Genomic DNA, 13,230 nt, shown 5'->3' with positions numbered 1-13,230 from the left:
TGCCTCCCTCTCTTTATCTTATAGGTTTTTGATCAATTCGTCAGCAAACTCAGAGCATTTCACTTCTGTAGCGCCGTCCATTAGACGTGCAAAGTCGTAAGTTACAACTTTAGAAGCGATTGTTTTCTCCATTGAGTTTGTGATCAATTTAGCCGCTTCGTTCCATCCTAAATGTTCAAGCATTAATACGCCTGACAAAATGACAGATGAAGGGTTTACTTTATCTTGTCCCGCATATTTCGGAGCAGTACCATGAGTCGCTTCGAAAATTGCGTGGCCAGTGATGTAGTTGATGTTCGCACCAGGTGCGATACCAATTCCGCCAACTTGTGCAGCCAAAGCATCAGAGATGTAATCTCCGTTCAAGTTCATTGTTGCAACAACATCGAACTCGCTTGGACGTGTAAGGATTTGCTGTAAGAAGATATCAGCGATTGAATCTTTAACAAGGATTTTTCCAGAAGCAAGAGCTTCTTCCTGCGCTTTGTTTGCAGCGTCAGTGCCTTGCTCGTCTTTAATCGCATCGTATTGGTTCCAAGTGAAGACTTTATCGCCGAATTCTTGCTCAGCCACTTCGTAGCCCCAGTTTTTGAAAGCTCCTTCAGTGAACTTCATGATGTTCCCTTTGTGAACCAATGTCAATGATTCGCGGCCTTCAGTGATTGCGTAGTTGATCGCAGCACGTACTAAACGTTTTGTTCCTTCTTCTGAAATTGGTTTGATCCCGATTCCTGAAGTTTCAGGGAAGCGGATTTTGTTAACGCCCATTTCGTCTTTAAGGAATGAAATCAATTTCTCAACTTCTTCAGTACCTTTAGCGTATTCGATACCTGCATAAATATCTTCAGTGTTTTCACGGAAGATGACCATGTCAGTGTCTTCAGGACGTTTAACCGGTGAAGGTACACCTTCGAAGTAACGAACTGGACGCAAGCAAGTGTAAAGATCCAATTCTTGGCGAAGAGCCACGTTCAATGAACGGATACCGCCGCCGATTGGCGTTGTAAGAGGTCCTTTGATCGCGATCAAGTATTCGCGGATTACGTCAAGTGTTTCTTGTGGAAGCCATTCGCCAGTTTCGTCGAATGCTTTTTGGCCAGCAAGTACTTCTTTCCATACAATCGCTTTTTCACCGTTATAAGCTTTGTTTACTGCTTGTTCTAAAACGCGTGAAGCTGCATTCCAGATATCCGGGCCAGTACCGTCACCGATAATGAATGGAATAACTGCTTGGTTTGGAACGTTCAATACGCCGTTTTCAACTGTGATTTTTTCGCCGTTTGTCATGTGTAATTGCCTCCTGAGTTCAAATTGATAGGGCTGCACAAGGTGCAAGCCCTATTGGTTATGATGCTTTTACGCTAATCTTATCGTTCTTCAACCGGGATGTATTTTTGCATGCCAGGTCCGATGTATTCTGCGCGCGGACGGATCAAGCGGTTGTTTGAATACTGCTCAAGGATATGAGCCAACCAGCCTGAAGTACGTGAAACAGCAAAAATCGGTGTAAATAAGTCGTGTTCAATGTTCAGTGAATGGTAAACCGATGCAGAATAGAAATCAACGTTCGGTGGAAGATTTTTCTGTCCAGTTACGATTTCATCAATTTTGACCGACATATCGTACCATTTTTCTTCACCACGGATTTTTGTCAGTTTTTGAGACATTTCACGCAAGTGTTTGGCACGAGGATCACCTTTGCGGTATACGCGGTGTCCGAAGCCCATGATTTTTTCTTTGTTTGCAAGTTTTTCAGTGATGACAGATTCTACGTTCTCTACAGAACCGATTTCTGTCAACATTTTCATTACTTGTTCGTTTGCTCCACCATGCAATGGCCCTTTTAAAGCTCCGATTGCAGCCGTGATACCTGAATATACATCAGATAAAGTCGCAACCGCAACGCGAGCTGTGAAAGTCGATGCATTCAATTCGTGGTCAGCATGAAGAACAAGCGCTTTGTTGAAAGCTTCCACTTCGATGTCTTCTGGCATTGTGCCAGACAACATATAAAGGAAGTTAGCTGCAAAGCTTAAATCTGTTTTAGGAGCTACCGGCTCTTGGCCATTGCGGATGCGGCCGAAAGCAGTTACAAGCGTCGAGATCTTCGCTTGGATTTTAATTGCTTTACGGTAGTTCGCTTCAGTTTCCATTACTTCCGCTTCTTCATCGAATAAGCCAAGCATTGAAACGGCTGTGCGAAGAGCAGCCATAGGATGTACTTTTTTAATATCGTATGTTTTGAAATGATCAAGAACTGCTTGCGGCACCGCCATGTTGTCTGCTAATTGCTGCTTAAGCTCTGCCAATTCATCAGCTTTTGGCAAGCGTTGATGCCAAAGCAAATAAATCACTTCTTCAAAACTTGCGTTGACTGCTAAATCATCGATATCGTAGCCAACATATGTAAGTGTGTCATCAATAATTGAACTGATGGCAGATTGTGTAGCTACTACACCTTCTAAACCTTTTGCCGATGTCATATAATTCGCTCCTTCTCCAGTATATTTCATCACTCCAAAAAAAAAGCCCGAAATGATGGGTTATCTGTCTTTTTGTAGACTTCCGCTGAATGCCTTACTAGACCATTATAATCAATGTTGAAGAATTTGTGAATGAAAACGCTTGTTTTTATTAGAAATTCATTTAAAACGATGAATTCACTCGGAATTATCGTACGATAATCCGAGCGTTTTTCATCTTATTGTTCAAAACTTTCATTATAAATGGTTTGTAGATTTTCTGTGTCGGAGCAAACAATAAAGATAAACCGATCGCATCCGAGATAAACCCTGGAGTCAACAGCATCACACCGCCTACCAAGACAAAAGCTGCTTTCAGCAATTGATCCCCCGGCGGCTCAAATCTATTGAAGCTCTCCTGTATATCCCGTATGGCTTTTAAGCCTTGTTTTTTCGCTAAAAAAGCTCCCAGCAAACCTGTTCCCAAAATCATTAATAATGTTGGGAAAAACCCAATAGCTCCCCCGGCCCAAATCAAAATGGCCAATTCCAGTGTCGGTACAATGATCAGAGCTAAGAAAATCCATTTCATCGTTTGACTAGTCCCCCTATATCGTTCGATTCCGATTTTGCTGCCGGCAAGCATTTGAACGATGCTCGCCGGCTTTCTGAAATCGGAAATCCAGGCCGCTTATCAGCTAGAAAAGCTGATAATCACTCCGTTTTATAAAACGCTTGCGTGGCCGTCGTAAATGATGCCTGATGCAGCGTCAATTGTAATATCATAATTATTTTTAATCAAAGATGTTGCGTCTTTCACTCCAACAATGACCGGAATTCCAAGGCTCAAACCGACAACAGCCGCATGGCTAGTCAATCCGCCTTCTTCCGTAATGATTCCTGCACATTTTTCGATAGCTGGCATCATTTCGCGGTCCGTTCCAATTGTCACGATAATTTTACCAGTTGTATCGTAAGCTAATGCTTCTTCTGAATTTCTCACGACAAGCGTGTTTCCGAAAGCAACTGATTTGCCGATGCCTTGCCCTTGAGCAATGCTGTCACCGATCAAATGGACTTTCATCAAGTTTGTTGTACCTGCTTGTCCGACTGGAACACCTGCTGTGATTACGACAAGATCGCCGTGTTTGACGTAATGATGCTTCAAGCTTTCTTCTACAGCATTTTCAAGCAATTCATCCGTTGAATGGACTTTCGACCCGACTATCGGCTGAACTCCCCATACAAGCGTCAATTTTCTTGACGGAATATCAGATGAAGTAACAGCGATAATTGGCGCACCTGGGCGATATTTCGAGATCATTTTCGCTGTATGGCCGCTTTCTGTAGGAGCGATAATGGCTTTAACTTTCAAGTTTAACGCCGTATAAGCGACAGCTTGGCCAATTGCTTCTGTCATATTCGACTCTTTTTCTTTTCTTCTGTTTGAAACGATTTGTTTGTAGTTCAAGGCATCTTCTGTCGTCATCGCAATGCGGTGCATCGTTTCTACAGATTCTACCGGATAAATACCCGCTGCAGTTTCGCCTGACAGCATGATCGCATCTGTTCCGTCAAAAATTGCATTGGCAACATCACTTGCTTCCGCTCGCGTCGGACGCGGATTGCGTTGCATGGAATCGAGCATCTGAGTCGCTGTAATAACCGGTTTTCCAGCGCTATTGCATTTTTCGATCAAGGATTTTTGAACAAGCGGCACTTCTTCCGCAGGAATTTCCACCCCAAGATCTCCACGGGCTACCATTAAGCCATCAGACACTACGATAATTTCATCAATATTGTCGACGCCTTCCTGGTTCTCGATTTTAGGGATGATCTGAATATGAGAGCCGCCATTATTTTCTAGCAAACTGCGGATTTCCATTACATCAGAAGCTCTTCTAACAAATGACGCAGCTACAAAGTCGACGCCTTGCTCAATTCCGAAAAGAATATCTTGTGCATCTTTTTCAGTGATCCCCGGCAATTGTACGGAAACGCCTGGAACGTTTACACCTTTTTTTGTTTTTAACGTCCCTGCATTTTCAACGAACGTATGGATTAATCCATTCGCTTTGTCGATGCTCTTCACGCGCAGCTCAATCAAGCCGTCATCAAGCAGGATAATTGATCCTTCTTGCACATCTTCGATCAGCTGTTCATAAGTGATAGAGAACATTTCGCTTGTCCCGACAACTTCTGTCATGGAAATTGCGATGTCCTGTCCCGTCACCAATTCAATCGAATCATTTTCCATTTTATGCGTGCGGATTTCAGGACCTTTCGTGTCCAATAGAATCCCGACGATTTTGCCTGTTTTAGCCGCAGCATCCCGGATGCGCTGAATACGCAAAGCATGCTCTTCATGGCTTCCGTGCGAAAAGTTTAAACGGGCCACATTCATGCCTGCCTCGATCAACGATTCGAGTAATTCCGGTGATTCACTTGCTGGTCCGATCGTACATACGATTTTTGTTTTTCTCAATATACTCACTCCATTTGCCGTATTAAATTGATAGTTCTTTGGATAAGGTGTACAAACTCATATCTGTTTCATGCTTCGTCGTAAATGCCTTAGTCATATCATAGTCTACCACTAGGTGATTTTTCATGCCAACTGCCCGGCCTCCAATGTTTTGAAGGAGAACTTCTACTGCATGGGCTCCGAACAAGCTGCCAAGCACACGGTCTCTCGCTGTCGGTGAACCTCCCCGCTGGATATGGCCAAGAACCGAAACACGCGTTTCAATATCCGCTTTAGATGTGATCAAATCAGCTAGTGCATTGCCGTTCATGACGCCTTCAGCCACAATGATGATACTGTGGCGCTTGCCGCGTTTTCTGCCTTGTTCTAAACGATCAATGATTTCATCAAGGTCAAAATCATCTTCTGGAATTAAAATGGTTTCCGCTCCGCCGGCAAGACCTGCCCAAAGAGCCAAATCTCCTGCATCGCGTCCCATCACTTCTATAATGAAAGTCCGTTCATGGCTTGTTGCAGTATCGCGGATTTTATCAATTGCTTCAATCACTGTATTTAAAGCCGTATCAAAACCGATCGTATAATCAGTGCCCGGAATGTCATTATCAATCGTGCCTGGAACGCCAACACATGGGAATCCGTGTTTTGTCAAAGCCATTGCACCCCGATAAGAACCATCGCCCCCAATGACGACAAGCCCTTCCAAACCGTGCTTTTTCATTTGTTCAATCGCTTTTAATTGCCCTTCTTCCGTTTTGAAAGCTTCGCATCTTGCAGAATACAACTTCGTACCGCCTCGTTGAATAATATCCCCCACATCTCTAGCTTCCAAGGTTTCAATTTTGCCTTCGATCAACCCTTGGTACCCTTGATAGATGCCAGCGACTTCTAACCCGTGGAAAATCCCCTTCCGAACAACTGCCCGTATTGCAGCATTCATTCCTGGAGAATCGCCTCCACTTGTTAATACACCAATTCGCTTCATTTGTTTCGCCTCCCACTAATCCTTGTACTCTTTTCACCTTACCATGCAAAGCCTTTACTGTCAGTCTCGAAACCACAATACTTCTATTAAGAACTGGTTTTTTTTATCTTTAAAAAACTGTAAGCGCTTATATTTTTTATTCATAGTAAATTTCCTGCAATAAATGAAACAGCCAGGCATTTAAGCCTGGCTGTCAGTTGTTCGCGTTTATTCGCTGAAAATACCGATTGAACGGAATTTTTTATAGCGCTGGTCGACCAGTTCTTCGCCTGATAGCCCTTTTAACTCTTCAAACGATTTCCGGATCGCTTGTGCAATCATTTCAGCTTGCTTTTCGTAATTATGATGCGCGCCTCCGCGAACCTCTGGAATGATCGCTTCGATGATTTGCATTCCCAGTAAATCAGGCGCTGTAATCTTCATCGCTTCGGCAGCTGTTTGCGCCAATGCGGAATCTTTCCATAAAATTGAGGCTGCCCCTTCAGGCGAAATCACCGAGAACGTGGAGTTTTCAAGCATCAAAATATGATTGCCGACGCCAAGGGCTAACGCGCCGCCGCTTCCGCCTTCGCCAATAACAATCGAAAGAACCGGCACTTCAAGGCCAGCCATCTCAACCAAGTTTCTGGCAATCGCTTCGCTTTGCCCGCGCTCTTCTGCCGCTTTTCCAGGATACGCGCCTTTCGTATCGATCAAGCAAATGATGGGGCGATTAAATTTCTCGGCCTGCTTCATCAAACGAAGCGCTTTTCGATAGCCTTCCGGATGCGGCATTCCGAAGTTGCGGCGAATATTCTCTTTTGTATCTTTTCCGCGCTGATGGCCAATGATTGTGACCGGTTGCCCATCAAACGAACCGATGCCGCCGACAATGGCTTCGTCGTCTCCGTATGTGCGGTCTCCGTGCAATTCGATAAAATCTTTAAAAATCAATGGAATGTAATCCAAAGTTGTCGGACGCTCTGGATGCCGGGCTACTTGGACACGGTCCCAGGGCTTCATATTCTCGTAAATATCATTTTCCAGGCTGGCCAAACGCTCTTCCAAACTGTCGATTTCCGAACTGAGGTCGACATCTGCTGTTGCGGTATATTCTTTAAGCTCTTCAATTTTTTTTCGCAATTGAATGAGAGGTTCTTCAAATCCCAAAGTTTTTGGAGCTGAATTTTTTTTAGCCATTTTGGACAGCTCCTTTCGTATGCAAGCGCACGATTGTACTCAATTTTTCTTTCATATCCGCTCTATGGACAACAGCATCAAGCTGGCCATGCTCCAATAGAAATTCCGCAGTTTGAAAATCTTCCGGCAGCTTTTCGCGCACAGTCTGTTCAATGACCCGGCGCCCAGCAAAACCGATCAACGCTTTCGGCTCGGCAATATTAATATCCCCGACAGATGCAAAGCTTGCGGATACGCCGCCAGTTGTAGGATGCGTTAGTACGGAAACAAACAACAAGCCTTCATTGCTATGGCGTTTTAGCGCGACACTTGTCTTAGCCATCTGCATTAACGACAATACACCTTCTTGCATACGGGCTCCGCCGCTTGCTGTAAAGATGATGAACGGGAGGTTTTTAGCGGTTGCGGCTTCTACCGCGCGTGTAATTTTTTCCCCGACTACAGATCCCATCGATCCCATCCGGAAATGGGAATCCATGATAGCTACCACGATTTCTTGGTTGTTCAACTTCCCGGTTCCGGTCAAGACCGCTTCATTCAATCCTGTCTTCTCGCTATCCGAACGGATTTTATCCGTGTATCCTGGGAAGCCCAACGGATTTTCCGATTTAATATGGTCATCGATCGATTCGAAAGAACCTTCATCTAGTAAACTCTCAACTCGCTCATACGCTGTCATTTTAAAATGATGGTCACATTTTGGGCAGACTTTATGAAGGTTCTTCAATTCTTTTGTTAGCGTAATTTGTTTGCATGAAGGACATTTTGTCATCAATCCTTCCGGAATATCTTTTGAATCTTTGTTTGGCATAGTCGTTCCTTGTTTGTCTTTGTTGCGTTTAAAGATCTCGCGTATCATTGCCATTTTGCATTCTCCCCTTTTGTAACCAACTGCTCCAAGTTTTGAATAAATCAATTGCTGAGCTCATATCTTGCTGCTCAAGCGCAGCCAATAATGGTAGTAACATTTCTTTTTCATCTTCTGTAACGGGCTCCTGATAAGGATTTCCGCTGTATTGCTGCAGTAAGAACCAGATTTTCAGTGATAATCGGTTCCCGGATAGAACCATCAGTTCGCGGACAAAATCCTCTCGGTATAGGCTTTCATTTTCATTCAGCCGATTTCTGAAACTATCCCAAACCTTCAAACTTGCTAATTTGCTATTTTGGCAAATGGTTCGGATAGCGGATATTTCATGGATCAATCTCGTTTGCCAGACATCTTCCTGAGACTGTGTATCCTGTAAGATAAACGTCGATAAGACTTCCACCAATTGATGGTTGCGGTGGTCGGAAAGAAAGGTGCCTTCCCCTCTCCTCGTCTCAATCAAACCCAGTAGCTCCAAACTTCTCAACGCTTCTCTGAGCGTCGACCTGCCGACTTGCAATTTCTCGGCCAGTTCTCTTTCGGATGGGATGCGATTGCCCGGTTTGATTTTCTCGCGTCGAATCATGTCACGAATGTCTGTTACTATATCTAAAAATCGTTTTGACTGATTCATGATAGCTCCTTACTTCCATAAATTTGAAAGTGGTCTGGCCACTCATATTTTCTAGAATACAAAACTTTTCGGCTGCCGTAAAGAAAAAACTGCCTTTCTAAGAAGAAAGGCAGTCAAGTATGAATAGATTTACAAATAATAGAAGTTTTATGGTTACGGTTTTCTACAGTCCCTTGTACTTCTAAGACGCTGTTAGGCTCGAGCAAATGATTGTACTTGGCGTACTCAGCTGGAAACAGCGTCACAGAAGCCTGGCCTGTATCATCTTGCAAGCTCACAAAAGCCATCGCATCCCCTTTTTTGGTTCGAATTCGCTTGATGTCGTCGACCATTCCAAGAACCGTCATCGATTTTCTGTCTTGAGAATTCTTCAGACTCTTCAAATCCGCATAAGGTTTATTGCGCTGCTGCTTTTCTCTCGCGATCGGATGCGTCGACAAATAAAATCCGAGGGCCTCTTTTTCATAATCGAGTTTTAAAGTTTCTGGAATAGGAGAAGCTTTGATGTATTTCGGCTTCATAAAGCTCGACCCCATTTCATCAAACAACCCGGGGTCTTCATTGGGTTTTACCAATTCGGCATGCTTGACGGCACTATCGAGTGAGGCAAGCAAAGTTGAACGATCCAGTTCAAAATCATCTAAAGCTCCAGCTTTCACTAGTGGTTCAAAGGCCTTCCGGGTAAAATGGATGGCCGAAATGCGTTCTGCAATGGCATAGAGGCTGGAAAACGGCCCTTCTTTCCGGGCCGACACCAGGGCTTTTATAGCGCTTCCCGGTACGCCTTTCACTGCGTTTAAGCCGACACGGATCTTGCCTTCTTCCACAGAGAACGAATAGCGGCTCTTTTGAATAGAAGGCGGAAGAACCGCTATTCCCTTGTCCTTGATCTCCTGCAAGAGCTGGCCGGTCTTTTCAGCATTGCCTGCGCTGTTCGCAAGTAGAGCTGCATAAAAATAAACGGCGTAATGTGTTTTCATATAACTTAGCTGATAAGAAATCATGCTGTAGGCCACGGCATGGCTTTTCGGAAAACCATAATCCGCAAATCGGACGATCAAATCATAGACTTCGGAAGCTTCCGTTGCGGTAAACCCTTTCTTCACGGCCCCTTGTGTAAAATGGACCCGTTCTTCATCGAGTATTTCCCGCTTTTTCTTACTGACTGCCCTTCTCAGCAAATCCGCTTCGCCAAGTGAAAATCCAGCGATGCGGGAAGCAATCTGCATAATCTGCTCTTGGTAAACAATAATGCCGTAAGTTTCACTTAAAATCGGCTCAAGCATCGGATGGATATACTCCACTTTTTCCTGGCCATGCTTCCGTCTCGCATATAAAGGGATAAATTCCATCGGACCTGGACGGAAAAGCGCGTTGACTGCCACGATATCCCCAAAAGCCGTCGGTTTGATCTGCCTTAAAGCGCCGCGCATGCCATCCGATTCCAATTGGAATATCCCCGTCGTATCCCCTTGCGCCAAAAGAGCATAGGTTTCTTTATCCATCAAAGGCAGCTTGCGGTAATCGATCCATTTTTTCGTGTCATGATAAAGCAAGCGCCGGATCTGCTCGAGAATCGTCAAATTGCGGAGACCGAGAAAATCCATCTTCAATAATCCGACGGCTTCGAGTTCAGCCATTGGCCACTGGGTGATATAAATGCCTTCGCTTCCTTTTTCAATCGGCACATGGTCGACGAGCGGCGTCGGGCTCAAAATCACTCCGGCAGCATGGGTAGAGGCATGGCGCGGCAGCCCCTCCAATTTCAAAGCTGTTTTAAACCAGCTTTTGCGTTCTTCCTTTTCGATGATCCAATCATTCAAGCGCTGATTTTCTTTCAAGGCAGACCGCAATGTAGTTCCCGGACGGTTCGAAATCATTTTCGAGATAGCATCGAGCTCTTCCGGTTCAAATCCAAATACGCGTGCCGTATCACGGGCGACCGCTTTCGCTGACAAGGTACCGAATGTGATGATCTGAGCAGTCCGCACTGCTCCGTATTTTTTGGCGACATATTCTACGACTTCATGGCGCCGGTGATCAGCGAAGTCAATATCGATATCCGGCAATGTTACCCGTTCCGGATTCAAGAAACGTTCAAAGAGCAAATCGTGTTCCAACGGATCAACGTCCGTAATCCGTAAGCTGAACGCAACAAGTGAGCTGGCTGAAGATCCCCGTCCTGGCCCTGTCAGAATTTCGTTTTCTCTTGCGAACTTCATAAAATCAGAAACAATTAGAAAATAATCGATAAAGCCCATTTTCCGAATGACTGAGAGTTCGTATTTCAACCGCTCAATGTAGTTTTCACCATAATTCGGAATTCGCTCGGACAATCCAGCCACACAAAGATCCCAAATGTAAGCTGAGCGGTCTGTACCATCCGGCAATGGAAATACAGGCAGCAGCTGCTGATGCAGAGGAATTGTCACATTACAGCTTTCAAGCATATTTTTTGTTTCCTCAAGCCATTCCGGCCGCTCTGAAAACCAAGATGAAAATTCTGCTGCAGAAGGAACATACGCTTTTTGATGCTCAGGCCGCTTGCGTTCCGGATCGTTCATTTTCTGGCCTTGGCCGATTGCAGAAGCGACTTCGTGGGAAAAGGCATCGCTTTCGTGCAAATAACGGCTTTCTTGTGTCGCCATGATGCGCAAGTTTTCATTTTCGCATAAAGCGATAAAGTTTTCTTCTTGCTCTATGCGCTGTCCTCCGGGCCGTTCGATGCTGCCATAGCAAAGGCTGCCGAAAATTTCATGGAGAAAGTGGACCGCTTCGCTTCTATCAGTCATCACCCATTCCGCTTTACTCGGAATAACACAAATCAAGCCTTGCCGGTAGGCCTTCAGCCATTGTTCCGGGATCGCCGCTTTGTCCCGCGTGGATAAAGCGGACGTAATTTTAAGCAAATTTTTATAGCCGGTATTTGACTGGGCATACAATACGGCTGGATACTCCTGCCCTTCAAATTCGATAAACACAGAAAGGCCGACCACCCCATGGATGCCGGCCTTGTGGCAAGCTTCCCAAAAAGGGAGGATGCCGTATAATTTGGAATTGACAATCGCTGCAGATGCCGTTCCCTGTTCTATCAGAAAAGGGAAAAGTTCATCAAGGCGAACCGTACTTTTCAGCAAATCTGCCGAGGTGCTTATATGCGGGTAAACCATTGACAATCCAATCCCTCCTTTATTAAGATGCGCAAATTTTTGTTAAACGTTCAATGACTTGTTCGGCTTCTTCCCATGAATAGGCTGTTGCTCCTGAAGCCATCGGATGTCCACCGCCGCCAAATTCTTTGGCAAGGCCATTTATGACCGGTCCTTTTGAACGCAGGCGAACGCGGATTTCTGTATCTTCTTCGATAAAGATAACCCATGCTTTCAAACCTTTGACATTGCCAAGGGATCCCACTAATAAAGAAGTTTCCGATGCGGTTACATCAAAATCGCTTAACACGTCTTTCGTGATTTTCACATACGCCGCACCGCTTTCGTTCATCACGAAATTCTGGTAGATATAGCCTTGCAAATGAAGCAGTTTCCGCTCCATTTCGTACATGCCGTTATGCAATTCATCGCGGTTGAAATTGTATTTGATCAATTCTCCGGCAACTTTAAAGGTTTTTTCTGTCGTGCTCGGGAATAAGAACCGTCCGGTATCCCCGATGATCCCAGCATATAGGAGACGGGCAGCCATATCCGGCATTTCCCAGTTTTCCTGTTCATGGCCGTATGTATACAATTCGTAGATCAATTCGGATGCTGAACTCGCATTCGTGTCCACATGCAATAAATCGCCGTATGCGTCGTCATTTGGATGATGGTCGATTTTAATGATTTTCTCGCCATTCTCGTAGCGTTGATCGTCGACCCGCTCCGTATTCGCAGTGTCCGTCACAATGACTAAAGCTCCGTTAAAATCGGCATCTTCCACTTGGTCCGGAAAATCCAAAAAGTCTAAAGTGAAGTCATGCTCCCCCGCAGCCAAAATCCGCTTTTCCGGAAAATTGTGCTGAAGCAAGTATTTCAAGCCTAGCTGCGAGCCGTATGCATCCGGATCTGGCCGTACATGGCGATGGATGATGATGGTTTCGTATTGTTTAATTGTGTCGATGATTTGACTATACATTTTTCAGTTCCTCCGTTTTTTAAGGAAATCCATTCGCATTTTTGTCCATTTCTCAGTACAATAGAATGAGTTATGGAATACAGGAGGTTCTCCAATGATCGTATTAGTAGGTATGATAATTATATCATTTGTTTTTTATTTTTATTATAAAACAAAACAATTCCGTGCAACTTTGCCAATCCGGAAGAAATGGTATGCTTCTATCGCTTCTGTAGCGCTTGGCAGCTTCGTGCTGTTTTTCGGCATCAACCAATTGTTTGTTTTCCAATCGGTCGTGACTTACATCATTTCCGGCATCTTCATCATTCTTGGTCTCGCTTTGATGGTCTACAATTACAAAGCGGCTAAGCATTATCATTCATTCGTAGCGGAAGAAGCACGGTTGAACCAATAAGAGACCTCTCCTGAAAAGGAGGGGTTTTTTTATGTCGCTTGTCGGGGCTGAACGGGCGCTTGCGCTTTTCTAGTGTCTAGTCTCCAGCGCCCAGC

11 protein-coding genes are annotated in these 13,230 nt (G+C 44.8%); 1 reads left to right on the top strand and 10 read right to left on the bottom strand.

The features are described from left to right. Positions 1-18 precede the first annotated feature (18 nt). The 10 genes from icd to AC2EXB_RS07155 all read right to left on the bottom strand — a co-directional run bounded on the left by icd (position 19) and on the right by AC2EXB_RS07155 (position 12,741). Positions 19-1,287 carry an NADP-dependent isocitrate dehydrogenase gene (gene icd / locus AC2EXB_RS07200; protein ID WP_235198911.1) on the bottom strand — a complete coding sequence of 423 codons (1,269 nt, stop codon included), beginning with the start codon at positions 1,285-1,287 and terminating at the stop codon, positions 19-21. A gap of 80 nt (positions 1,288-1,367) precedes the next feature. Further along, complete coding sequence (citZ, locus tag AC2EXB_RS07195) at positions 1,368-2,483, bottom strand: citrate synthase (protein WP_235198910.1); 1,116 nt, start codon at positions 2,481-2,483, stop codon at positions 1,368-1,370. Positions 2,484-2,670: 187 nt separating this feature from the next. Then, complete coding sequence (locus AC2EXB_RS07190) at positions 2,671-3,054, bottom strand: FxsA family protein (RefSeq protein ID WP_483604235.1); 384 nt, start codon at positions 3,052-3,054, stop codon at positions 2,671-2,673. Positions 3,055-3,186: 132 nt separating this feature from the next. Beyond that, on the bottom strand, positions 3,187-4,947 hold the full coding sequence (gene pyk / locus AC2EXB_RS07185; protein WP_483604234.1) for a pyruvate kinase: 1,761 nt from the start codon (positions 4,945-4,947) through the stop codon (positions 3,187-3,189). A 22-nt stretch (positions 4,948-4,969) separates the two neighbouring features. Continuing rightward, a complete protein-coding gene (gene pfkA, locus AC2EXB_RS07180) occupies positions 4,970-5,929 on the bottom strand; it encodes a 6-phosphofructokinase (RefSeq protein WP_483604233.1) in 960 nt (319 codons plus the stop codon). A gap of 207 nt (positions 5,930-6,136) precedes the next feature. Then, positions 6,137-7,108, bottom strand: coding sequence for an acetyl-CoA carboxylase carboxyl transferase subunit alpha (accA, locus tag AC2EXB_RS07175; RefSeq protein ID WP_235198908.1), 972 nt, complete (start codon positions 7,106-7,108; stop codon positions 6,137-6,139). Further along, the gene (gene accD / locus AC2EXB_RS07170) at positions 7,101-7,973 is read right to left on the bottom strand and encodes an acetyl-CoA carboxylase, carboxyltransferase subunit beta (RefSeq protein ID WP_260107744.1); all 873 of its coding nucleotides are present in this window, start codon (positions 7,971-7,973) and stop codon (positions 7,101-7,103) included. Before accD ends, accA begins: the two co-directional genes overlap by 8 nt. Further along, positions 7,948-8,610, bottom strand: a complete 663-nt coding sequence (locus tag AC2EXB_RS07165; protein ID WP_235198907.1) for a FadR/GntR family transcriptional regulator — start codon at positions 8,608-8,610, stop codon at positions 7,948-7,950. The genes accD and AC2EXB_RS07165 overlap by 26 nt, the downstream gene beginning before the upstream one ends. Positions 8,611-8,723: 113 nt before the next feature. After that, complete coding sequence (gene dnaE / locus AC2EXB_RS07160; RefSeq protein WP_483604726.1) at positions 8,724-11,780, bottom strand: DNA polymerase III subunit alpha; 3,057 nt, start codon at positions 11,778-11,780, stop codon at positions 8,724-8,726. Positions 11,781-11,802: 22 nt separating this feature from the next. Continuing rightward, a complete protein-coding gene (locus AC2EXB_RS07155) occupies positions 11,803-12,741 on the bottom strand; it encodes a DHH family phosphoesterase (protein WP_483604232.1) in 939 nt (312 codons plus the stop codon). 94 nt (positions 12,742-12,835) lie between these two features. On the opposite strand from AC2EXB_RS07155, the gene AC2EXB_RS07150 reads away from it, so the two are divergent. Beyond that, positions 12,836-13,135, top strand: coding sequence for a YtpI family protein (locus AC2EXB_RS07150; RefSeq protein ID WP_235198905.1), 300 nt, complete (start codon positions 12,836-12,838; stop codon positions 13,133-13,135). Positions 13,136-13,230 lie beyond the last annotated feature (95 nt).

This window comes from Planococcus alkaliphilus (assembly GCF_057031095.1).
This window is presented reverse-complemented; position numbering and strand designations above follow the sequence as displayed.